Here is a 21861-nt window from a genome sequence, read left to right as displayed (position 1 = left end):
CACCACTACTCCCGACCTAGCGCAACAGCGTGACAAAATGCGCGTCGAGCACCTGGCTGATCACCTCTGGATTGGTTCGCTCGGGATTGTCGACGCCGTGCGACGCGAGCCCGTCGGCGAGCGCATGTAATCTCATCGCCTCGATGTCGACCGAGGCACCCGGCCGTAGAAAACCCGCTCGATGCGCCGCTTCCACGAACGAACGAAAGTGCTCGAACAAGGTCCGGTCTGTCTCGTCACGCACGGCCGTCAACGCCGAATCGGTCTGGGCGGCAGCAGCAAAGGCCTCCCAAACCTGCATTTCTTCACGCCGATCTTGGTCGAGGGGAACGAACTGATCGGTGAACTGACGGATCGCGCGGCGGATGTCGGGATCGAAGTCGATGCCGGCAATCCTTTCCTCCACCCGGACGGTCACGAGCGTCATCGCGAACAGCAAGAGTTCGGACTGCGTCGCGAAGAAGTGCCGTAGCGACCCCGTCGACATCTTCGCCTCGTCCGCGACCGCCCGGACGCTGGCGCTCGCCACACCGTCTCGACGGATCACACGCCACACGGCCTCGGCGATCTCTTCACGCCGCTCATCCGGACTGCTACGTTTCACCACTTCACAAAACTAACACAGCTGTGCTAGTTTTCAATCACTAACACAGTCGTACTAGAAATGAGCTGATGTCATGATCGTCCACTTGATCATCGCGTGCGAAATCATGTTCTGGGTGTTCATCGCCGCAGGTCTCGCGGCCCGCTATCTACTGCGCCGCAAAACGCTGGGCGCCGCACTGCTCATCTGCGCGCCCCTGGTGGATGTCGTACTGCTCGTCGCCACAGCCCTCGATCTTCGTGGCGGTGGCGAGGCGAACTTCACCCATGGGCTTGCCGCGGCCTACATCGGATTCTCCGTCGCGTTCGGACACAGCCTCATCTCCTGGGCCGACGCCAGGTTCGCCTACCGATTCGCCGGCGGCCCGGCTCCCGTCGCACCACCCAAGTACGGGAGTGCGCGAGCACTGCGCGAATGGCGCGAGTTCGGCAAAGCCGCGATCGCCTGGGCCGTCGCGTGCGGACTTCTCGGCGCGGCCATCTTCCTCGTCGACGACCCCACCCGCACTGGAGCCCTCGACGGATGGATCAGCAAGCTGACAGTGGTACTCGCAATCTGGGGAGCAATCGCCCTGAGCTACACGGTGTTTCCCAAGCGTGAGAAGGTCACGGCGCGCGGCTAGCCTCGACTGCCTGTTCGGTCGCGTCGCATACGATCACCGGACGCAGGACGAAAACCGGCAGCCTGCCACCGTCTTCCGGTCGCGCAAGACGAAGTTTCAGCCCTTCGCTGCGTAGCAGGTACACCCCGGCCACAGTGCCCGAGACGAGCGAGATCACTCCGCCCACGATCAAGGGCGCACGTGGGTCCACGGAGTCGGCGAGCCAACCCAGCAACGGGCTTCCCAGCGGTGTGCCACCGAGGAAACTGAGCATGTAGATACCCATCACCCGCCCGCGCATCTCGGAAGGCACCGACATCTGCAGGATGTTCATCGCGGACGTCGTGAACGTCAACGTCAGTGCGCCCGTGGGGATCAACATCAGCGCCACCAACGCGTAGGTGGGCATCAATCCCACCGCGACCTCGAACACACCGAAAGCCACGGCGGCACCGAGGAACGTCCGCAACCGCGGCGCTTCCTTCCGTCTTGCGGCGTACGCAGCGCCGGCAAGGGTGCCCACGGCGAGCGTCGTGGACAGCAATCCGTAACCGTCGGCCTCGAGGCCGAACGTGTTGCGCGCCATCACCGCCAGGCTGATCGCGAAGTTCAGGCCGAAGGTCGAGACCATGAAGACCGACACCATTATCACGCGAAGGTCCTTGCGGCCCCATACATATCGGAACCCGTCGCGCACCTGCCCCTTGGTGCGCGGGGCCGGTTCCGACGGGATCAACTCCTTCTTGTTCATCAGGTAGAGCGCGATGAGCACCCCACCGAATGTCGCGACGTTGAGCAGGAACACCCACCCTGTTCCGATCAGGTTGATCAGCACACCCGAGATGGCCGGACCGACGATGCGGGCCGTGTTGAACGTCATGGAGTTGAGCGCGATGGCGTTGGACAGGTGCTCCTTGCCCACCATTTCGATGGTGAACGATTGACGCACGGGTGCGTCGAGCGCCGAGACACAGCCGAGGGCAAAGGCAATCAGGAAGACATGCCACAACGCGACGAGCCCACCGACGTCCAGCAGGCCCAACACGAGTGCGCATACCGCACTCGCCCACTGCGTGAAGATCAGGATCCGACGCTTGTCGTACCGATCGGCAAGCACCCCACCCCACACCGACAAGAACAGCGTCGGGCCGAACTGCAAGGCCATGACGATGCCCACCGCCAGCGCGTTGCCGTCCGAGAGCGTCAGTACCAGCCAGTCCTGGGCGATGCGTTGCATCCACGTGCCGACCAGAGAAACGATCTGTCCGGAAGCCCAAAGGCGGTAGTTGCGGTTGTGGAGCGCGGCAAACATGCCGGAATCGGGGTCTCGGGGCACCCCACTATCTTGCCCCTCGAGTAATTCGTTTGGGCAACGACCTCTAGGTAGCGGAGCTACGCGACCTCTAACTCACGGAGCTACTCCGTCTTGTTGACCATCTCGGTGATGATCTCGACGGCACCGCGCAGCGTCGCGAGTTCTTCGCCACCCAGCCCGGCCAGCTGCTCGTTCATCCACGCCTCACGCGCATGGGTTTCGTCCGCGAGCAACGCCTGCCCGGCGTCGGACAGATTCACGATGATCTGACGACCGTCCGTGGGATGCGGCGAGCGCTCGACCAGACCGAGCTCGGCGAGAGAAGCAACAACGCGCGTCATCGACGGCGGCTGCACTTTCTCACGTGCTGCGAGTACGCCAGGAGTCATCGGGCCGTACTGATCCAGGCTCGCCAAGGCGGACAGTTGCGTCAGCGATACCTGAGCGTCGACTCTGCGGCCGCGCAGATGCCTGGTGAGACGCACTACAGCCAGGGAAAGATCGCTGGCCAGCGCACGAGTTTCGGTGGTCACGCGTCAGACAATACGTCAAGAGCTGGCCGGTAGCTCACGTAATCGAATACCGGTCAACCCTGATTTCACGTAAGGGCGTCGGTAATGGGTCCGACAGTGAAGTAGGCCACAAAAAGTGCCGCCACGATCCAGAGCAACGGGTGGATCTTCTTGATACCACCGCTGGCAGCGTGCAGGACCACCCATGAAATGAAGCCGACGCCGATGCCGTTGGCGATCGAGTAGGTGAACGGCATGACGATCATGGTCAGGAACGCCGGGAGAGCAACCGAGAACTTGGTGAAATCGATGTCTCGGACCTGCCCGATCATCAGCGCACCGACGACGACGAGGGCAGGCGCAGCTGCCTCGATCGGCACGACGGAGTAGAGCGGCGTCAGGAACATCGCGACGAGGAAGAGCAGTCCGGTCACGACGTTTGCCAGGCCCGTGCGGGCGCCTTCGGCGATACCCGACGCGGATTCCACGAACACGGTGTTCGACGACGCCGAAGCGCCACCGCCCACGATCGCGCCCGCGCCTTCGACGACAAGCGCGCGACCGACGTTGGGGAGGTTTCCGTCCTTGTCGGTCAGGCCGGCTTCCTTACCGAGACCCGTCATCGTGCCCATGGCGTCGAAGAAGTTCGCCAGCACGAGAGTGAAGACAAGCAGGCTGGCGGCCAGAACACCGATGCGGGTGAATGCGCCGAAGATGCTGACGTCGCCGACCAGGCTCAGATCAGGCATACCACCGAGCATCTCCGGGATCGCGGGGATGCTGAGGTTCCAGCCCTTGGGGTTGGTTCCGAGCGAGGGTCCGACGTCGGCAACTGCCTCGATGATCGCGGCGAGGATCGTCGTGACGACGATGCCGATCAGCAGTCCACCACGAACCTTGCGCACGACCAGAACACCCATGAGCAGCACACCGAAGATGAACACCACGGTCGGCCACGAAGCGATCGAGCCGTTGATTCCGAGTCCGACGGGAACCGTCGTACCGGCGGCATCGGGGATACGGCGGACGAATCCGGCGTCGACCAGTCCGATGAAGGCGATGAACATGCCGATACCGGCCGCGATCGCGGACTTCAATGCCGAGGGAATCGCATTGAACACCGCAGTTCGGAAACCGGTGAGTGCCAACAGAACGATGATCACACCGTCGATGACCACCAGGCCCATCGCCTCGGGCCAGGTGACCTGAGGTGCGATTGTGACGGCGAGCAGGCTGTTGATGCCGAGACCCGCGGCGATGGCAAACGGATAGTTGGCAACGACACCGAAGACGATGCTCATCAGGCCGGCAACCAGAGCGGTGACCGCAGCCACCTGGTTGACCGGAAGGATGTTGCCGAGAACGTCGGTCTTCGCTGCAGCGTCGTCAGCCGAGAAACTGCCGAGGATCAGGGGGTTGAGGACCACGATGTAGGCCATCGCCACGAAGGTGACGACACCGCCGCGAATCTCGGTCGAGATCGTCGACCCTCGTTCGCTGATCTTGAAATAGGTGTCGAGGATCTTGCCGGGTGCCGCCATGTTTGTTCTTTCCCCATCGCTGTAGGTCGCCGTGTGCCGGCGCACATGAAGCCGGTCGCACTAGGGAGAGTAGGCCACCGGGGTACGGGTAGCGTTAATTTTGTGACGGAGACTCGCAACACAACAGGCCTGATCGGCAAATTGTCCGCACCCGCGCCGGCACTGATCATCGGCACCGCGTTGTGGGTGATCGCCACGATCGTGGTCGCGGTGAGCGGCGATCGTTGGTCGGATGCACTCCCGATCTGTTACGCGGGTATCGGAGTCGGCTTCCTCGGCTTCGCTCTGTTCTCCATTCAACGACGCGCAGCTGTGCGCGGTGACAAGGGCGCACAACAGGGCGCCGGTCTGGTCGACTGAGCAGGTCGATTCATCCTTTCAGTATGGTAAGCCTACCCTGCACTCCAGTGTCGGTCTTAGCTTGTCAATGCTGAAAGGAACCACGTAGCCGTGAAGATCTCGCACCGAAATCGTTGGAAAAGCCGAGGACGTTGGACGAGACTGACATCCGTTGCTGTGGTCGCCCTGGTCGGCACAGCACTCGTCTCCTGCAGTTCGAACGACGACGCAGCAAGTAGTTCGTCGAGTTCCGGTGGTGGCGCCTTCCCCGTCACGATCGATCACGCTTTCGGCAGCACCACGATCGATTCCGAACCACAACGGATCGTCACCGTCGGTTACAACGACGAGCAGGCTCTGTTGGCTCTGGGCATCAAGCCCGTCGGAATGGTCAACCAGTACCCGGGCGAACCGGACGTCAACCGCACGTGGCCATGGGTCACCGGCCCTTGGGGCGGAACCGAACCGACCGTCGTCGGCAGCAATCCCGAAACCACGATCAGCGTCGAAAAGATCGCTGCGCTCGAGCCCGACCTGATCCTCGCGCTCTACTCGAGCATCGACAAAGACCTGTACAGCACACTTTCCGCGATCGCCCCGACCGTCGCGAAGGATCCGGCCTACGGCGACTACGCAACTCCGTGGCAGATCACGACGAAGACCGCAGCGAAGGCAGTGGGTCGCGAAGCCGACGGCGAGAAGTTGGTCGCCGATATCGACAGGCAGTTCGCCGACGCCAGAAGCGCTCACCCGGAATTTGCAGACCAGACCGCGGTGATCATCAGCGTCGACGCGCCCCCGGAGTTCTACGCCTTCTCCTCCGAGGACGCCCGCGGACGGGTTCTCGGCAGTCTCGGATTCAAACCTGCTCCCGCGGTCGAGGCCTTGATGAACGGTGAGTTCTACGCGCCGATCTCCACCGAACGACTGGATCTTCTCGACGTGGACCGTCTCGTTGTCATCGGCAATCCCGATGCCGCACAGGCGGTCCGAAACAACCCTGGCTTCCAGCAACTCGACGTGGTCAAGGACAATCGCGTCGTCTACGTCAACGACGATCAGGCTCCGCAGGTCGGTGCGGCCTTGACCGCAAGCTCGGCACTGAGCTTGCCGTGGGCCACGAGCCAACTACTCGCCGAGCTCACGAAGTAACCAGCGCCCGGCGCTTTCTGATCTGCGCGGTTCCCCAGATCCACACCCCGGCCCACATCATCCCGAACGCCCAACCTGCCAGTACATCGGTCATCCAATGGGCAGCCAGGTAGACGCGGGAGAATCCGACGGCGATCGTGTACAGGCCGAGGCTCGCGAGCATTGCCATCTTCGCGAGCCTCGGCAAGGCAAGACGAAGGATCACGGCGGCAACCGAAGTCGCGAGGATCGCGCTCATCATCGCGTGGCCCGACGGGAACGAATACGAATCGATTTCGATCAACCGCTCCGGCAGGGGTGGACGGGTTCGCGTGAAGATGCGCTTCAATCCGCTCATCACGAGCAGACCGGTCAACATCGATCCGGCGATCAGCAGAGCTTCGGTGCGTAGTCCCCGGACCAGAAGCACGATCGTGAGCAGCGTCGCGATCAGCCACGACGCGAGGGTTCCGCCGCTGTCGGTGATGACGTCGACGACGTCCACGAGCCACGCCGTCCGCTGACTCACTGCGCTGTCGAGTACCCACTGATCAAAAGACATCTGCCCTCACATTCCTTGCGGCAGAGTCCACGTACGCATCACGTGATGAACGCCGTCCGAGTCCACCCACCACGGCACGATCACCGTCGTCTCGACCGCCCCCGTCAGTTCCACCGACAGTTCGTGATGGATCACTACCTCGCCGCTGGGTACCTCACGGCCGAGGGCTGCGAAGCCGAGAACTGCCTGCGGTTCGTTCGCCCACGTCGTCACGACGCCGGTGCTGCTCACTCGTCCATAGACTGACGTGGACGCCGTCGCGACGTCGAGCAGATCTGCCAGTGCGTCAGCTGTCTCGAAGCTGCCGAGCACGACTCGTTGTGCAGGTAGTGCTGCTCCCAGCCACGGTCGGTCGAGAACAAGGGCGTCGCCGGGATCGACCAGATCGCCGGAAAGGCCTCGCACGAACGGAGGCAGGTGCAGTTCCTCCAGGTCGAGAACCCGTCGCTGCGCTGCCTCACCCAGCAGTCGGTGCGTCCGCGCGACGACGGCGGAGGCCGGCATCCGTAGTGGGTCGGCAAGCCGATCGAGCAGCAGCTGAGCCAGTTCCGGATCGTCGACGGTATCCGATGCCAGCAATCCGGAGAAGAATCCGGCGTCGGGGTGTTCGGCAGCATCGAGCAATCCCTCGAAGGTGCGATCGCCCGGAGCGCGCAGCAAGCCCAGCACCTCACCGCCGAGTTCGGCATTCGAACGCAACCACCACGCCGTGTATCCACGACGGTCGGTGAGCAGCGCCCGCGTCGCCGGCGACTCGACCAGCAGCGACAACGCCTGCGGCCAGCGGTCTTCGTCCACGAGGTCGAGATCGCGCACGGCTTCGATGTATTCGGGGTCCTCGTCGAGGGTGTCCCACCATGCGTCTTCGGCGTCGAGATCGTGATCGGGGCCGGAAGGCAATTCCTCACGGACCACCGTGAAACCCCACCCGACACCGACTACCCGTAGCGCCTGCTCCCCCACCCGCTGAACAAAATCAGCGTCGACGATGCCGAAGGGAGAATCCTCGACCAGGACGCTTGCAAGGGGAGCTCCCGGAAGCAGAAGTTGGTCGGCGGACCGCAATTCGCCTTCCGAATCAGGAAGCAGCACTTCACCGATCCACGACGGCAGCGCCCCTGGCGCCACGTGGGCCGCCAATCCGAGCACCACTTGCGCCAACTCCGTCGCTACCGAATCATCTTGGTCCGCAGCATCTTCGATCAATGCGCGCAGCGCCGGATCGGACAGCAGGTCGGTGGCACTCGCGGTCTGCGCTCCCAATCGAGACAGCAACGGGTGAACCGCGACGGGATGAACCAACCTCGTCCACTCCACCGACGGCGCGTCTTCGCCCAGTTCGACGCCGACGACGACGGTCCGCGGCCCGGTCACCGTCCGTCCGTCGGAGAGCGGAACCGGCAGTGTTCCAAGCTCTTCCACCGCAAGAGTGTCGATCACCAAGGGCTCGAGAGCCGAATAGAGTCGATTCCACCACTTCGGTTCACGTTCCGAACCGCTGAGCAGTTCCGCGATGCGCGCGAGCCCGATGCGGTGCGTCGACACTGCCGCGAGTGCTCGCTCGTGCTTGGGGCCGGAGAGCTCGGGGACAACCAGGCCGCCGATGATGTCGGTGAGCAACTCGGCAAGGTCATCACCGAGCCCGGGCACCACGGATGCTCGCTGCGGCGCGCGGTCGGGTTCACCGACCACCGGAAGCCACTCGTTTTCCTGCAGCTCCTTCAGAAGCGCTTCGCGCAGAAGCGAATCGGTTTCGCTGCGGGCAAAGGCAGGGATCGGGACGAGTGCCGTTCGCTGCCGAGGAGGTAGTGCAGCAAGGAACTTCGCGTACCCCTCGGCAAGCGGAGCGATCGGTGCAGCGGGCATGAGGCGTCGCCGATCGGGTTGCATTGCAATGTCGGCAATGATGATCGCGGGGATCGACAGTTCCTCGTCGGATCGCGTCGGCGCCCGCAGGACGTCGTCTGCGACCGGCTCGACGACCCCGTCGCGGACGGGCACCAACCATCGTGCGTTCGGCGCGGTGTACTGCCACCACGTGCGATCACCGATAGCGATCTCGACGAGGCCGGAATCCAGCACCCGTTCCGATCGCCGAAAAGTCTTCTCACCCAGACGAATTGATCCGAGAGCTGGCAGTTCGAGGAGCAGGTCGACAGCCTCACGTGCCATCTGCGAAAGCAGCGCTGCGGCATCGACGTCCGGCCGAAGCGTCAGCACCACTTCCGAATCGGCACCGTCGCTCGGCAATTCGCCAGAGGGCCACACCAAACGAAGTACGGGGACACCGGTTTCCGGCACGGGGAGTTCGCGAGACTCGATCTCGCGCAGAGTGTGCGAGGCGGAGAATCGAATCGATCCCGTCGACGAGCGCAGTTCCACCTCGTCACTGACCGAGAGAACTGCCGAGAATCCGACGCCGAACCGTCCCGTCACACCTTCGTCGGCGTCGACCTTGTTCGACGCGCGCAGCGCGGTGAGCGCATGTACACCGGGTTCGTCCAGTGGACGGCCCGTGTTCGCCACCGTCAGCGTCCGACCGTCCACGTCCACCCACAAAGAGCCCTCGACGCCCTCGCGTGCAGCTGCATCGGCAGCGTTCTGCGCCAGTTCGGTGAGCAGACGGTCGCGGTACCCGGCCTTCGCGAGGTCGGATTCCGCAGCCGCGTCTTCACGCAATCGCGTCGGAGATTCCGACCACGCGCGCAGCGTCGCCTCGCGGAGTGCGTCCGTACCGAACGGATCTTCTACTCGGTGGATACCGAATCCTCAACTGCAACAGCGCTCGACGGGCGAGCGGGCACCGCAATCAGCTCGACGGCCCCGTCGTCGAATGCGTCGAACTGCGGCGAGCCCGCACCGAGCGGCAGGCTGGTGTCCGAGTGCGCGCCACAACCGTAAGACACGCTGACCACACGGCCGTCTGCGGAGAGTTCGTTTCCGCACACACCGAACGCTGCGTGCAGCGAACCGGCGAGTGGAAGGAAGAATCCACACAGTCCACACGTCGACGGCGCGGCCTTCGCCATCTCCGACTCCGGGCCGAAGTCACCGTCGAACCAACGCTGCGCGGCATCGAGTCGGCCCTCGCGGCTCATGACCTGTTTGCGGCCGAGCCCGATTTCGAGAGCTACCTCGTCGACTTCCGGGTCACCGGTGGCGACGTAGCCGGGAACGAGGCGAGGATCCTCGGCCGGCGGGGCGAGTAGGTCACCGACGGACAGATCGCCGGGACGAATCCGCTGATCCCATGGCAGCCATTCCGGCGCAACCAACGCGTCGGGACCCGGCAACAGCGCCAACTCACTGATCGTGGCGTGGGTGTCCTCCGGTCCGGCAGCGACGACAACCGCCCACTGCCAACCGCGGTATCCCGGAATGTCTGCTGCAAATCGATGGGTGGCGGCAAATTCGTCCTCCGACGTCACGCCGAGGTATGCCCCCACACCGCCTTCATGCAGGTCGACGACTGCCTTTCGGGCAAGCTCGACCGCATCGGCCAGTACTGGGCGCGGCACTGCACGCTCTGGAGAAGTAGCAACACTCACTCCTCCAGTTTGCCGCACCACCGCAAGTCCGCAACGCACTGGGCTGCCATGCTGGGCAGATGAGTAGGTCACACGCCAATTCCGTGCGCACTTTTGCAGTGGTCGCCGTGGTCGCGTCGGCCTTGGCGGGGTGCTCCGATTCCCGCGGCGCTCCCGACAACCTCACGTCCGAAACCGGCTCCGTCGAGATCGTTCGAGTGTCCGCGCACGATCCCGACGCGTTCACGCAGGGCCTCGAGATCGACGGAAACCGGTTGTACGAAAGCACCGGACGCGTCGGGCAGTCCTGGGTGCGCTCGAGCGAGATCTCCGACGAGCAGTCCCCCGCTTCGGGACCGGAAGTTGCGCGTGCCGATCTCGACCCGCCGTTGTTCGGTGAGGGCATCACGGTTGCCGGAGACACACTGTGGCAACTCACCTGGAAAGACGGCGTTGCCATCGCCCGTGACAAGGACACCTTGACCGAACGGGGGCGGTTCCCACTCGACACCGAGGGATGGGGAATCTGTTCGCTCGGGGATCGGATTGTCTCGAGCGACGGTTCGGCCACGTTGACCTTTCGCGATCCCGAAACCTTTGCGCCGATCTCGACCGTCGACGTCACCAGATCTTCGGAGTCCGTCGGCAAGCTGAACGAATTGGAATGCGCCGAAGACGGCTCCGTCTACGCCAATGTCTGGACCACGGACACCGTCGTCCGAATCGACCCGTCGGACGGCAGCGTCACGAACGTGTACGACGCTTCGCCGCTACGCGAAGAACTCGTCGCGGACGGATCGACCAGCACCGTCGACGTTCTCAACGGCATCGCGCAGATTCCCGGTACCGATCGATTCCTGCTCACCGGCAAGTATTGGCCGCAGATGTTCGAAGTCCGTTTTGTTAACTGAGTCCGACATGACACAGGACTCGCAGGGGTGTGCGTGGTAGCCGCGCCGACACTAGGACAGAATTGAGTGGTGACCGGACCGCGCGAACCCTACGACCCCGAAACTCGGCGAATCCACGACGAGCCGGAGGGGCAACAGGTGCACCCCGGTTACGACAATTACCCACCCGCGGCCCGCCCGGACAATTACCCACCTTCGGCCCGTCCCGCTGCCCGTCGCACGCCTTTGCCACCGCTGCATCCGATTCCCGAATCGCGGGGAGACTCCGAATCCGCGGCCGGTTCGAAGACGCCGGGGGCGGACGCTCCCAAGGCTCCACCGATGCCTCGCAAGCTCACCGTCACTCGCGTCGCAGCGATGCGCAGCCGCGAACTGACGAACAAGGGCATCGCGACCTTCCAGCGCGCGGCGAAGGCCGACGGCGCGGACAAGTCCGGTCTGACCGCTCTCACCTACGCGGTGATGACGAACAACGCGACCGACGCGGCGATCTCCGTCGCTCTGGCCAACACGCTGTTCTTCTCGGCCGCGACGGGCGAGGACAAGACCAAGGTCGCGCTCTATCTCCTGATCACGATCGCACCGTTCGCGGTCATCGCACCGCTCATCGGCCCCATGCTCGACCGGTTGCAGCGCGGACGCCGCATCGCACTCGCGTCGTCGTTCGGAATCCGGACGCTCCTCGCGGTGATCCTGGTCTTCAACTTCGACAGTTGGATCCTCTATCCGGCCGCGCTCGGCATGATGGTGCTCAGTAAATCGTTCTCGGTGCTCAAGAGCGCAGTGACACCACGCGTCCTACCACCGGAAATAGACCTGGTGCGCGTGAATTCGCGTCTGACGGTCTTCGGGCTGATCGGTGGAACGATCGGGGCCGGCGCTGTCGCAGGTGCGCTCGCGCTGGCTTTCGGTTCCACCGGCGCCTTGTGGTTCGCGGTCGCCGTCACCGTGTTCGGCGCATATCTGAGCATGCGAATCCCGTCGTGGGTCGAGGTCACCGAAGGTGAGGTTCCCGCGACCATCACCTACCACCCGGACGAAGCGCATCACGCCGGCAGCGCCCCACCGCAGCCGGACGCCAAACCTGCCAAGGTCCGTCAGCCTCTCGGACGCGCCGTGATCATCGGACTCTGGGGCAACGGCACCATTCGCGTGCTCACCGGCTTCCTGACGCTCTACATCGCGTTCGTCGCCAAATCACGCACCGATCACGAGCCGCTCCAGCAGGCCATGATGCTCGGCCTGGTCGGCGCAGCAGCCGGTCTGGGTAACTTCGCCGGAAATGCCACGGGTGCGCGCCTCAAGCTCGGCCGGCCTGCCTTGATCGTGCTCCGGTGCACTGCGTCGGTGTGGATCATCGCGGTGATCGCAGCGCTGACGGACAACCTCATGACGGCAGCGCTTGCCACGCTCATCGCATCGGCCGCCAGCGCACTCGCCAAGGTCTCACTCGACGCGTCACTCCAGCACGACCTGCCCGAGGAATCGATCGCGTCCGGATTCGGTAGATCCGAGACGGTTCTGCAGCTGAGCTGGGTACTCGGCGGCGCATTGGGGGTTCTGCTTCCGACCGAATACTGGATCGGGTTCACTGTTGTATCGGTGTTCCTGACGATCGGGCTTCTGCAGACCTTCCTGAGCTACCGAGGAAGCAGCCTCCTGCCCGGCCTCGGCGGGAAGCGACCCGATCTGGCCGAACAAGAAGTGACCGAAGTGATTTACACCGGTAAATCCAACCGAGGACAAGGAAGTACTCCGCAGTGATGATGCGCTCGAGAACAAAGAAGATCGTGGCAGCGATCAGTGTCCTGATGGTGGTGGCACTGGTTGCTTACGTCTCCGTTCTTTTCGTGATCATCAAGAACATCAACGACGACCCCGACAAGCTACCGGTCATCACTGCATACGCACACGGCAAGACGATCGAAACGAACCCTGCCGGTTTCTGCACCATCGACCTGTCCCAGTGCGCCCAGGTGGGCGACATCTACGCACTCGACGTTCCAGCGGGCTACCCGCTGCAGCTGTCGTTGTCGACGGACGTCTCGGATGCGCAGTGGGCACTGCTCGCCGTCTACGAGGATGCCGACGGCAACCAGACCGGTGAGCCCCGAGTCTTCGAGCCCGGCGAGGCCCTGGCAGTGACGGTCGAGTCTTCGAGCGATCCCGTCAAGCAACTCGTCGGCGTCGAAATCCACCTCGCCGTCGGTGAGGGAAGCGAACAGGGACTGCTGATCTGGTCGATCAAGACCGCCTGATCCCCGGAACGTCGAAAATGCCCTGCACACCGATTGGTGTGCAGGGCATTTTGTTTCGAAGCCGTGTATGGCAGCTCGTATCGAGCGATCAGGTGTCGAGCTCGCGAGCGACGGCCCGGACGACCTCGGAGATCCGCTGAGCGGTCTTGCGGTCCGGGTACTTGCCGTTGCGCAGATCCGGCTGGACCTTCGCCTCGAGCAACGTGATCATGTCCTCGACCATGCCGTGCAACTGATCAGGGGTGTGCTTACGCTCGACGGGCTCACGACGCGTCGCCGTCGCGCCGCGCAACGACGGCGCCGGCTCGAGTACCTTCAGGCTCAGTGCCTGCGGACCGCGGCGGCCCGCAGCCATTCCGAACTCGACGCGCTGGCCGGCCTTCAAGCCTTCGACGCCCTCGGGGAGAGCGGAAGCACGGACGTAGACGTCCTCGCCCTCTTCCTGCGACAGAAAGCCGAAACCCTTTTCGACGTCGTACCACTTCACCTTGCCGGTCGGCACCGCGTTCACCTGCTCATCACTCGACTGGGGCGTCTGCCCCAATGTGCTCGGGAGGCTCTCGGAAGAGCCTCATGGCCTTGCTCGCATCGCTTCCGGTGGAAGAATGCAAAAGAACGCGCCCCACACTTGCTTCAGCGGGGCGCGCAGTCTGTTAACAGTCTACCTGTGACGAACCCGGGTCGGCACCCAGGTTTACAGGCACTATCCTCGTAGGTGTGGACCCTCAACCGAACCCGCGCACTTCCGGCACCGGAAACGGTCTGTTCCGTACGGCGATGGCACTGTTCATCGTCGGATTCCTGGCGATCGTGGCCATCTTCGCAGTCCATATCTTCAGCGACACCCCACCCGGCCTGGCGTTGTACCTGGTAGCACTCGCGTGCCCGATCGGCTTCCTCCTGGCCATCGTCTACACGCTCAGATCCGGTCGACGGGTGCGCTGATCACTCCCGCCTCCAACCGAAAGGTCACTGACCATGAGAATCCTCCTGAACGTGATCTGGCTGGTCTTCGGCGGCTTCTGGCTGGCGTTGGGTTACTTCGCCGCAGGCATCATCTGCTGCATCCTCATCATCACGATTCCCTTCGGAATCGCGGCATTCCGCATCGGCATCTACGCACTGTGGCCGTTCGGTAAGACCGTCGTCGACAAGCCGACCGCTGGTGTCGGTTCGATGATCGGCAATGTCATCTGGGTGATCATCGCCGGTATCTGGTTGGCGATCGGACACATCGTCACCGCCGTCGCGATGGCGATCACGATCATCGGAATTCCGCTCGCGGTCGCGAACCTGAAGATGATTCCGATCTCGCTGATGCCGCTCGGCAAGGAGATCGTCGACGTGGACCGGGTGAATTACGCATAGTCGTGGACCGCGTCGATTACGCATAGCGGGCCCGCGGACCGAAGAACCCGACCACAGCAGTTGCTGTGGTCGGGTTCTCTCGTATCAGGTCGGATCAGCGCCCGAGGCTACCGAGTCCGGGAAGGTTACCGAGCGAACCGGTTCCCGTTCCCGGGTTGCCCGGATCGACGGGGCCGACCGGCCCCTCGGAGACCACGATGGTCACGCTCGAAGCACGCGAAAGCACGCTCTTCGCAGTGACCTCGACGGTGACGCTGCCGACAGCGGTGGGGGTACCCGAGATGGTGCCGTCCTGTGCGAGGGACAGTCCGCCGGGCAGAGTGCCACTGGTGAGTGCAAAGGTTGCGCGCGCATCGGCGGCAGTGAGCTTGTGCGAATACGCCTTACCTACCTGAGCGGCAGGCAATTCGACGGTCGCGGGTAGCGGGTACGCAGCAACGACTGTCACCTTGCCCCCGTTGGTCGTCGACGCGATGGCGCCGGTCGAGGTGTCGAGCGCGAGGTTTTTGACCTTCTCCAGTGCCGGAACCTTGGTATCGGTCAGAGCGGTGGTGGCGCGGGTCGTCAGATCGACCGACCACAGGTGTCCGTTCATGACGTCCGCGACATATGCAATGCCTGCCGCAGCGTCGACGACCACGCCGTTGGGAATCGCAGTCGGAGACAGCGTGGTCTTCGACAGAACCGCGCCGACCGGGGTGATCGCCCACAGGTTGGTTGCCCGGGTGTCGGTCATGTAGATGTTGCCGGTGTTCGTGTCGACATCGACGTCGACCGGGTAGAGGTTGTCGGCACGCACGATCGACTTGAGTGCTCCGCCCTTGCGTACGTCCGCCTGCCACAGCGTGCGGCCGTAATTCTCGTCGAAGAAGTTGGTGTCCGCGATGTAGAGGAAGCCGCGGACACTGTCGAAGGCGAGCTTGGTCGGCGTTGCCGACTTGTGGACCAGAATGCTCGACACGGCGTCGGCGGCGTTGGGGTCGACGACTCGGATGTTGCCGGACTTGTAGTCCGAGAAGTACGCGCGGTGTGTTGTGGGATCGACGACGACATCGTTGATCTGCGGACGCGAGCCGTCGGGGTTCTTCTCGCTCAGCGTGACCGTCTTTTCGACCTTGCCGGTCTTCGTGTCGACAATCGAGATCGCGCCGCCGTAGGAGGAGGACACGTATGCGCGTCCGAGGCCTGAGTCGACGGCAAGTGCCGACGGGTAACCGACGACGCCGTCGATGGTGCCGACGGACTTGCCGGTGTTCGTGTCGACGACGGACAACGAGCTGGTCGGTCCGCCGTACTGCGTGATGTATCCGCGGTGGGTTGCCGCGTCGACGACGATGTCGCCGGGCTGGGTTGCGGAATAGCTTCCGACAACACCGTGTGTCGGATCCTCGGGTGAGGCGTGTGCAGCGGGAGCAGTGACGGCCAGGCCGACAGCAGCAGCGGCAACGGCGAGTGACGCGGTGACCGCACGCCGACGGTATTGCAGTTTCATGAGGGGTGCCCTACTTCTTTGGAAGACTCTGCGAAACCTGCCCAAGCGAGGCAAGTCAGGCAAACCTAACCTAAGTTTCAAAGTCGATGTTGAGACACGGGCCACAACCTTGGGTCCGGATCGACGCACCTCTCAATCGCCCGAAATTCTATTTCCGCATAACGTGTGACCTTGCTCACATTACGGATGGATAACGGAACGGACACAACCGGACATTCACTCGGGCACCCCCACCTACCTGGGAAGAGTCTCCTGCGCTTTGTGTGACGCGTTGTACGTCTTTCGCCACGCCGCGTTATCAAATGGTGACACGAGCGACTCGAGCCGTTACCGTCGTTTTCGGCCGGGAAACTCGGCCACCTCCGGCCCGCCGCGCCAAGCCTTGTCCCGCGGGTACCGGACTTCCGACAGAGCATTCCAGGGACGAGGACGGGGGACCCAAAGTCCTCTGTGAGAACAGAAAAGTTCTCCAGTGGACACCGGTTCGATCGCAAGACCGAATCTTGGGGTGAAGCCAGACCCTTTCCAGCCAGGAAAGGCGAGGCCGGGCGACCTCTCAGCCCGAACCCGACAGCTGACCTCGCAGGCGCGTGTGGAGAGGATTTCGACCATCATGAGCGGACGCCATCGCAAGCCCACCACCACCGGCCGCACTGTCGCCAAGGTCGCCGTCACCGGCGCCATCATGGGCGTAGCAGGAATTGCAGCCACCGGAACCGCAAACGCTGCCCCCGACTCCGACTGGGATCGTCTCGCCCAGTGTGAGGCCGGCGGAAACTGGGCCATCAACACAGGCAACGGTTACCAGGGCGGACTGCAGTTCTCCCCCAGCACGTGGAACGCACACGGCGGCGGACAGTACGCAGCCACCGCAAACCAGGCCACTCGCGAGCAGCAGATCGTTGTTGCCGAGCGTGTTCTCGCAAACCAGGGTTGGGGCGCATGGCCGTCCTGCTCCTCCAGCCTCGGGCTGAGCAGCGGCGCCACCGAGCGTTCCGCTCCGGCCACGACGGCTCCTCAGGCAGCTCCGGCTCCGGCGCAGCAGGTCGCACAGACCGTTGCACACCCGGTCGCCGACGCCATCGATCAGGCAATCGCATTCGCCGAGGCCAACGGCATCCCGGTCGACCCGCAGATCCTCGCAGTCGCCGACACCGCGAAGTCGTTCCTCAAGTAACACCGGCAAGACTGTCCGCTCGGACGCTCGAACATCAAGAAGGCCCGCACCGATTCGGTGCGGGCCTTCTTCGTGTCGAGTTGTTATCGGTTGATGACGGTGTGCGGGTGTACGTAAGGAAGTGACTCCACCGGAACCGGAAAGGTGGTGTCCTCGCCGAAGGGTGAAAGTCCACCTGCGCGGGTCGATGACAATTCGGTCACTGCGTGATCTCCGTCTGCAGTTTCCGGCCATCCTGGATCTACATAGTGTTGCTTCGAATTGTTGGCCACGAAGTCATTTTGACAGGACGCCGTTACGCCGTACAGACCAGGTCTCTAATCTGATACCTGATGACCGAAACACGTGGCACCCCGGCGGGCAGTTCCGCAGCCGAAAGTCTGACCGATTGGCTCTCGGCGCGCAGTGACGCCGAGTTGACGGAGTTGCTGCGTCTGCGCCCCGATCTGGCCGTACCGCCGCCGAGCACGATGGTGGTTCTCAGCGGTCGGGCACAGCAACGCGCGTCGGTCAGCCGAGCCGCGGACGAACTCGACACCCTCGATTTCGGTCTTCTCGAATTGTTGGCACTGGCCGGCGCCGAGGAAACTCCGATGACGCGGGCGGAGCTCAACAGTGCGATCGCCGAACGCGCCCTGACCGGCAAGGGCAAGGTCACCAAGAAGGCCGTCGACAAGTCTCTGTCGAAGATGCGCGCGTCCGCCCTCATCTGGGGTGTCGATCCCATCAGCGTCGTCCCGGCAGTCATCGGGATGATTCCGTGGCGTGTGGGGCGCGCCCTCGAACCTGCCGAGGCAATGACCGAGACCGAGATCTCGGCTGCGCTCAACGCTCTGGACACCCGCGAGCGGGATCTCCTCGAGACACTCGCCAACTCCAGCCCGATCGGTCGCACCCGCGACGCTGCCCCCGGAACGCCGCCTGAGCGCCCGGTTCAACGACTGCTGGCGGCCGGCCTGCTGCGGTGGCTCGACGAGCAGACCGTCGAGCTTCCGGCGACGGTTCGTCAGGTCATCCGCGGCGAGCCGGTTTTCGATCCGACGACGCTGACCGCACCTGTCATCGGGGGCGACAAACTCAAGCCGGCGGACGTGAACGCCGCAGCAGCCGGCGAGGCGCTCGAGTTGGTACGCCAATGCGAGAACGTGATCGCTGTTCTGGGCGCAGCGCCGGCCCCCGCACTGCGAGCCGGTGGGCTCGGTGTTCGAGAACTACGACGCGTGGCCAAGACGGCCGATCTCGACGAAGCGCGCGTGAGCCTACTTGTCGAGTTGCTCTCGGCAGCCGGACTCATCGCCAGTGGAACACCAGATCCGGCGCCGGTCTCGGACAACGCGGACGAATACTGGACGCCCACGCTCGCGGTCGACGGCTGGCTGAACGCGTCCACAGCGCGACGGTGGGAGGTCCTGGCGTCCGCCTGGGTCGACGTACCTCGAGTCCCGTGGATGATCGGGCTGCGCGATTCCACCGACAAGCCGATCGCGGCGTTGTCCGAGGAGGGCCGCGCTCCGGCGGCTCCGCGAGATCGTCAGGCCATTCTCGGGCTGCTCTCCGAACTCGACAGCGGCCAGACCGCGTCGGCCGTCGAGGTAAGTCGGCTGCTGGCGTGGCGCCGCCCGCGATGGAGCGGGCGCCTGCGGACGTTCGCGATCGAGCGGACTCTGGACGAGGCCGCCGCTCTCGGGCTGGTGGCCCGCGGCGCGTTGTCGTCACCTGGACGAGCCTTGCTGCACGGCGGGGACGCCGAAGCCGAAATGCAGTCCGCGCTACCCGAGCCCATCGACTACATCCTGGTCCAGGCGGATCTGACTCTGGTTGCGCCCGGCCCGCTGGTACCGGACCTGCTCGAGCAGGTGAGCCTGGTCGCAGACATCGAGTCGGCCGGATCGGCGTCCATGTACCGCATCAGCGAGGACAGCGTGCGTCGTGCGCTCGACGCCGGTCTGACGGCCACCGAACTGCATGCGATGTTCGCTTCGAAATCGAAGACTCCTGTCCCCCAATCACTTTCGTATTTGATCGACGATGTCGCCCGTCGACACGGACGACTGCGTGCCGGAGTGGCGGCGTCGTTCATTCGATGTGAGGACGCGTCACTGCTGGCGGAGGTCCTCGCATCCGCAGTGGCCGAGCCGTTGGCACTGCGCGCCTTGGCTCCCACCGTCGCGATTTCGCAGGCCCCTCTCCGCGAAGTCCTGACCGAGCTGCGAGCCGCCGGATTCGCGCCGGCAGGTGAGGACTCCTCGGGCACGTTGGTCGATCTCCGCCCACGTGGGGCACGTGTACCCAACCGTCGCAGCCGACCGGCGTCGAGGATGCCGGCGAGCCCGTCGGCGGATCAGCTGGCGTCGTTGGTCCGCACGATGCGGGCCGGAGACCGTGCTTCCGACCCCGGCCGCGGCGGAGTGCGAACGGACGGTTCACGGGAGAACAACGCCGCCACCATCGCCTTGCTGGCCACGGCGGCCCGAGACAATTCGAGCGTCAACATCGGCTACGTCGACGCCCAGGGGGTCGCGACGCATCGCATCGTCGACCCCGTCAGCGTTGGCGGCGGACAGCTGGACGCCTTCGACCCCGCGAGCGGCGCGGTTCGCCGTTTCACGTTGCACCGAATTACTTCCGTCAGCCCCGTCGACTCCGGAAAAAAGTAGCAGAAAAGAAGCAACTGGCTTTTTTCTGTAAATGAAGTATGGTCGAGGTCAGTTTGTGATTGCCACTTCGAAAAATGAGGAGCGACAATGGCTGACAAGGCGCCGGGTAAGAACATGAAGAAACCCGCCCAGTCGATCAAGGAACGCCGCGCGGAGAAGCGGGCGAAAACTGCGGAGTCTTCCGAGTTCATCCGTAAGCGGAAGCGGAGCTGACAGCAAAGTCCAGAGAAGACGAGCTGATTGCGAAGCTGACCAATGCCTGCCTCCACCGACACCCTCGTGCACCTGCACGAAACGTTCAACCTGTTCAAGTCACGTAATCGAGGAACTGACGCACGCTCGCGCGGGTACGCAGCGGGCATGACCCTCGCTTCACTCTGCGTCCTCGACGAACACGCTCGGCAATCCGGAATACTTCTATCGGATTTACCGCAGAAAGAGAATCAACCATCGTGAAAAGAACAATCCATACCCTGGACCGCATTCAAACGAGACTCGAATCGGAGCTTGATTCCACTCCGGGTGATTCCGAAAAGAATATCGGTTACCGGTCCGGAATTTCCGAAGCTATTACTCATGTAATGGAAATGCGGAAGTCAGTGGTCGCGCAGAAATAGGAGACGCATCGATTAGGCGCTCACCCCAATAACTGCCGCACACCACCCACCAGAAAGACGACCTGGTCCTCGTAGAAGTCGGCAAGCCGCTCCGGCGCGAGCGGCTTGCCACTTCCGCTCCAATCGTCCGCCCGGCTCAACGCCTGAAGGAAGCCCATCAAGGCAATCGCCCAGCGAGTCTCGAGCCGTTCGGGATCGGTAGCAGGAAAAGTACGACGGACCTGGTCGAGAAGATGTTCACGCAGGTGCAGCTCGGTCGCCTCGAGGGCTGGATGGCCCGGTCGTGACATCTGCGGCTGCGAGATCTGCGTGACGATTCTGATCCATCGCATTCCCCGCGTGCGATGGCGAAGGAGCAATGCCTTGTAGGGCGCAGTGGCGGCCCGTACCAGCGCCTCGACCGTCGGCGGCGTCTTGTCGGCGGAGAGGGCGTCGACGTTCGCGCTGATCTGATCTCGCACCGACGTTCCCATGTCCGACAGCACCGCTGCGACCAGATCGTCCTTGGTTCCGAAATGGTAGTGGACCGATGACGGCCCGAGACCGGCCGCGGCGTTGACCGAGCGCAGCGAAACTGCATCCAATCCCTCTGTCGCGAAAAGCCGTTCAGCAGTTTTGAGCAAACGCAGACGCGTCGCGTCGCCTTGACGGTTCTGCCGGGAGTCGGTCATACGAACGAGCTTCGCACGGGCTCGACAAACGTCTCAACCGTGGCGAACGCGGAGTCAGAGTGATTCACGGTGTGCTCGCACCCTGTTGTCGCGATCCACCCAGCCGTGGGCGCGTGCGTAGTCCACCATCGCGGAGAACTTCTGTCTCCACTCGGTGTTTCCGATCCGGGCAGCGACGGCTTGCTCCAAGTGGCCGATGTCGAGCCAGACGTGATCCCCCTCGAGTTCCCCCCACGGTTCCAGTACCCGACTCAGAGTCTCGGATCGATCGTCGCCGCCAACGACGACCGAGAGACTGGTGAAGTCGTCGACACTGTTCAGTTCGACGGTCGAGGAGTCGGGGGTGATTGTGACGTCCAGTTGCATACCTCTTCAATACTCCTTCGGAAAGTACTTGGTTCAGTACTCCTTCGGAAAGTACTTGGTTCAGTCGATCGACTTGCAACAACGATATCCGACGTCATTGCACCAGATAACGTTGAACCACAGGTGATTACAAATCTCCCACTGTGCGGGAGGCTCAACTTATTGGATCAGTTGATCCATGTTAGACATCTCGATCAGAGCGAGTGATCCAA

Annotated in this window: 23 protein-coding genes and 1 riboswitch; of the genes, 11 read left to right on the top strand and 12 right to left on the bottom strand. The window is 63.3% G+C overall.

Annotation, left to right across the window (positions count from 1 at the left end):
* Nucleotides 1-16: 16 nt before the first annotated feature.
* The gene (locus tag G9U53_RS19635) at nt 17-607 is read right to left on the bottom strand and encodes a TetR family transcriptional regulator C-terminal domain-containing protein (protein ID WP_037128521.1); all 591 of its coding nucleotides are present in this window, start codon (nt 605-607) and stop codon (nt 17-19) included.
* Nucleotides 608-677: 70 nt separating this feature from the next.
* On the opposite strand from G9U53_RS19635, the gene G9U53_RS19630 reads away from it, so the two are divergent.
* Complete coding sequence (locus tag G9U53_RS19630; protein ID WP_003940103.1) at nt 678-1226, top strand: hypothetical protein; 549 nt, start codon at nt 678-680, stop codon at nt 1224-1226.
* On the opposite strand, the gene G9U53_RS19625 is transcribed toward G9U53_RS19630, so the two are convergent.
* The 3 genes from G9U53_RS19625 to G9U53_RS19615 form a co-directional block, all read right to left on the bottom strand.
* Complete coding sequence (locus G9U53_RS19625; RefSeq protein WP_007733487.1) at nt 1210-2517, bottom strand: MFS transporter; 1308 nt, start codon at nt 2515-2517, stop codon at nt 1210-1212. The two genes, G9U53_RS19630 and G9U53_RS19625, sit on opposite strands and share 17 nt — an antisense overlap.
* Before the next feature lie 104 nt (nt 2518-2621).
* A complete protein-coding gene (locus G9U53_RS19620) occupies nt 2622-3053 on the bottom strand; it encodes a MarR family transcriptional regulator (protein ID WP_003939901.1) in 432 nt (143 codons plus the stop codon).
* A 65-nt stretch (nt 3054-3118) separates the two neighbouring features.
* Nucleotides 3119-4573 (bottom strand): NCS2 family permease, encoded by a 1455-nt coding sequence (locus tag G9U53_RS19615; protein ID WP_003940242.1) that lies wholly within the window; start codon nt 4571-4573, stop codon nt 3119-3121.
* Nucleotides 4574-4675: 102 nt separating this feature from the next.
* Between G9U53_RS19615 and G9U53_RS19610 the strand changes: the two genes are divergently transcribed.
* Together G9U53_RS19610 and G9U53_RS19605 are read left to right on the top strand one after the other, a co-directional pair.
* Nucleotides 4676-4933: a DUF2530 domain-containing protein gene (locus tag G9U53_RS19610; RefSeq protein WP_007733492.1), complete on the top strand. Its 258-nt coding sequence runs from the start codon at nt 4676-4678 to the stop codon at nt 4931-4933.
* A 90-nt stretch (nt 4934-5023) separates the two neighbouring features.
* The gene (locus G9U53_RS19605) at nt 5024-6064 is read left to right on the top strand and encodes an iron-siderophore ABC transporter substrate-binding protein (RefSeq protein ID WP_165639090.1); all 1041 of its coding nucleotides are present in this window, start codon (nt 5024-5026) and stop codon (nt 6062-6064) included.
* Here G9U53_RS19605 and G9U53_RS19600 read toward each other — a convergent pair.
* From G9U53_RS19600 to G9U53_RS19590, 3 genes are all read right to left on the bottom strand, one after another.
* Nucleotides 6054-6605 carry a phosphatase PAP2 family protein gene (locus tag G9U53_RS19600; protein ID WP_007733495.1) on the bottom strand — a complete coding sequence of 184 codons (552 nt, stop codon included), beginning with the start codon at nt 6603-6605 and terminating at the stop codon, nt 6054-6056. The two genes, G9U53_RS19605 and G9U53_RS19600, sit on opposite strands and share 11 nt — an antisense overlap.
* 6 nt (nt 6606-6611) lie before the next feature.
* A complete protein-coding gene (locus G9U53_RS19595) occupies nt 6612-9284 on the bottom strand; it encodes an ATP-binding protein (RefSeq protein ID WP_165639089.1) in 2673 nt (890 codons plus the stop codon).
* A gap of 68 nt (nt 9285-9352) precedes the next feature.
* A complete protein-coding gene (locus G9U53_RS19590; protein WP_030535360.1) occupies nt 9353-10174 on the bottom strand; it encodes a DUF3027 domain-containing protein in 822 nt (273 codons plus the stop codon).
* Nucleotides 10175-10212: 38 nt separating this feature from the next.
* Here G9U53_RS19590 and G9U53_RS19585 point away from each other — a divergent pair, with 38 nt between their 5' ends.
* The 3 genes from G9U53_RS19585 (at nt 10213) to G9U53_RS19575 (ending at nt 13301) form a co-directional block, all read left to right on the top strand.
* A complete protein-coding gene (locus G9U53_RS19585; RefSeq protein ID WP_207624415.1) occupies nt 10213-11043 on the top strand; it encodes a glutaminyl-peptide cyclotransferase in 831 nt (276 codons plus the stop codon).
* A gap of 69 nt (nt 11044-11112) precedes the next feature.
* Nucleotides 11113-12807 carry an MFS transporter gene (locus G9U53_RS19580; protein WP_223304424.1) on the top strand — a complete coding sequence of 565 codons (1695 nt, stop codon included), beginning with the start codon at nt 11113-11115 and terminating at the stop codon, nt 12805-12807.
* Between the two features lie 26 nt (nt 12808-12833).
* On the top strand, nt 12834-13301 hold the full coding sequence (locus tag G9U53_RS19575; protein ID WP_223304425.1) for a DUF2771 domain-containing protein: 468 nt from the start codon (nt 12834-12836) through the stop codon (nt 13299-13301).
* A gap of 88 nt (nt 13302-13389) precedes the next feature.
* Here G9U53_RS19575 and G9U53_RS19570 read toward each other — a convergent pair whose 3' ends face one another.
* The gene (locus tag G9U53_RS19570) at nt 13390-13803 is read right to left on the bottom strand and encodes a cold-shock protein (protein WP_007733502.1); all 414 of its coding nucleotides are present in this window, start codon (nt 13801-13803) and stop codon (nt 13390-13392) included.
* 215 nt (nt 13804-14018) lie between these two features.
* Here G9U53_RS19570 and G9U53_RS19565 point away from each other — a divergent pair, with 215 nt between their 5' ends.
* Both G9U53_RS19565 and G9U53_RS19560 read left to right on the top strand, forming a co-directional pair.
* Nucleotides 14019-14246 (top strand): hypothetical protein, encoded by a 228-nt coding sequence (locus tag G9U53_RS19565; RefSeq protein WP_003940194.1) that lies wholly within the window; start codon nt 14019-14021, stop codon nt 14244-14246.
* Between the two features lie 33 nt (nt 14247-14279).
* Complete coding sequence (locus tag G9U53_RS19560) at nt 14280-14669, top strand: YccF domain-containing protein (RefSeq protein ID WP_003939919.1); 390 nt, start codon at nt 14280-14282, stop codon at nt 14667-14669.
* Nucleotides 14670-14763: 94 nt separating this feature from the next.
* Here G9U53_RS19560 and G9U53_RS19555 read toward each other — a convergent pair whose 3' ends face one another.
* Nucleotides 14764-16161: a YncE family protein gene (locus G9U53_RS19555; protein WP_058037816.1), complete on the bottom strand. Its 1398-nt coding sequence runs from the start codon at nt 16159-16161 to the stop codon at nt 14764-14766.
* Nucleotides 16162-16545: 384 nt separating this feature from the next.
* Nucleotides 16546-16766, top strand: a riboswitch (cyclic di-AMP (ydaO/yuaA leader).
* Nucleotides 16767-16774: 8 nt separating this feature from the next.
* On the opposite strand from G9U53_RS19555, the gene G9U53_RS19550 reads away from it, so the two are divergent.
* Nucleotides 16775-17338 carry a transglycosylase family protein gene (locus G9U53_RS19550; protein WP_003939675.1) on the top strand — a complete coding sequence of 188 codons (564 nt, stop codon included), beginning with the start codon at nt 16775-16777 and terminating at the stop codon, nt 17336-17338.
* Between the two features lie 83 nt (nt 17339-17421).
* Here the strand turns inward: G9U53_RS19550 and G9U53_RS19545 are convergent, their stop codons facing one another.
* Complete coding sequence (locus G9U53_RS19545; protein ID WP_019744939.1) at nt 17422-17610, bottom strand: hypothetical protein; 189 nt, start codon at nt 17608-17610, stop codon at nt 17422-17424.
* A gap of 60 nt (nt 17611-17670) precedes the next feature.
* Here G9U53_RS19545 and G9U53_RS19540 point away from each other — a divergent pair, with 60 nt between their 5' ends.
* Together G9U53_RS19540 and G9U53_RS33970 are read left to right on the top strand one after the other, a co-directional pair.
* Entirely contained in the window at nt 17671-19995 is a 2325-nt protein-coding gene (locus G9U53_RS19540) for a helicase-associated domain-containing protein (protein WP_165639088.1), read from the top strand.
* A gap of 87 nt (nt 19996-20082) precedes the next feature.
* On the top strand, nt 20083-20208 hold the full coding sequence (locus tag G9U53_RS33970; RefSeq protein ID WP_007733507.1) for a hypothetical protein: 126 nt from the start codon (nt 20083-20085) through the stop codon (nt 20206-20208).
* 424 nt (nt 20209-20632) lie between these two features.
* Here G9U53_RS33970 and G9U53_RS19530 read toward each other — a convergent pair whose 3' ends face one another.
* Both G9U53_RS19530 and G9U53_RS19525 read right to left on the bottom strand, forming a co-directional pair.
* Nucleotides 20633-21283: a TetR/AcrR family transcriptional regulator gene (locus G9U53_RS19530; RefSeq protein WP_165639087.1), complete on the bottom strand. Its 651-nt coding sequence runs from the start codon at nt 21281-21283 to the stop codon at nt 20633-20635.
* Between the two features lie 54 nt (nt 21284-21337).
* Nucleotides 21338-21649 carry a hypothetical protein gene (locus G9U53_RS19525; RefSeq protein ID WP_003939736.1) on the bottom strand — a complete coding sequence of 104 codons (312 nt, stop codon included), beginning with the start codon at nt 21647-21649 and terminating at the stop codon, nt 21338-21340.
* Between the last annotated feature and the right edge of the window lie 212 nt (nt 21650-21861).

This window comes from Rhodococcus sp. D-46 (genome assembly GCF_011290655.1).
Lineage (GTDB): Bacteria > Actinomycetota > Actinomycetes > Mycobacteriales > Mycobacteriaceae > Rhodococcus_F > Rhodococcus_F qingshengii.
The sequence above is the reverse complement of the archived record's forward strand: the minus strand, read 5'-3'. Positions and strand labels throughout refer to the sequence as shown.

Bases quoted from the DNA above. Each gene is read 5' to 3' on its own strand.
- G9U53_RS19615 (WP_003940242.1), bottom strand. From the start codon at position 4,573: ATGGCGGCACCCGGCAAGATCCTCGACACCTATTTCAAGATCAGCGAA.
- G9U53_RS19555 (WP_058037816.1), bottom strand. From the start codon at position 16,161: ATGAAACTGCAATACCGTCGGCGTGCGGTCACCGCGTCACTCGCCGTT.
- G9U53_RS19630 (WP_003940103.1), top strand. From the start codon at position 678: ATGATCGTCCACTTGATCATCGCGTGCGAAATCATGTTCTGGGTGTTC.
- G9U53_RS33970 (WP_007733507.1), top strand. From the start codon at position 20,083: ATGGCTGACAAGGCGCCGGGTAAGAACATGAAGAAACCCGCCCAGTCG.
- G9U53_RS19600 (WP_007733495.1), bottom strand. From the start codon at position 6,605: ATGTCTTTTGATCAGTGGGTACTCGACAGCGCAGTGAGTCAGCGGACG.
- G9U53_RS19550 (WP_003939675.1), top strand. From the start codon at position 16,775: ATGAGCGGACGCCATCGCAAGCCCACCACCACCGGCCGCACTGTCGCC.
- G9U53_RS19530 (WP_165639087.1), bottom strand. From the start codon at position 21,283: ATGACCGACTCCCGGCAGAACCGTCAAGGCGACGCGACGCGTCTGCGT.
- G9U53_RS19540 (WP_165639088.1), top strand. From the start codon at position 17,671: ATGACCGAAACACGTGGCACCCCGGCGGGCAGTTCCGCAGCCGAAAGT.
- G9U53_RS19560 (WP_003939919.1), top strand. From the start codon at position 14,280: ATGAGAATCCTCCTGAACGTGATCTGGCTGGTCTTCGGCGGCTTCTGG.
- G9U53_RS19525 (WP_003939736.1), bottom strand. From the start codon at position 21,649: ATGCAACTGGACGTCACAATCACCCCCGACTCCTCGACCGTCGAACTG.
- G9U53_RS19625 (WP_007733487.1), bottom strand. From the start codon at position 2,517: ATGTTTGCCGCGCTCCACAACCGCAACTACCGCCTTTGGGCTTCCGGA.
- G9U53_RS19585 (WP_207624415.1), top strand. From the start codon at position 10,213: ATGAGTAGGTCACACGCCAATTCCGTGCGCACTTTTGCAGTGGTCGCC.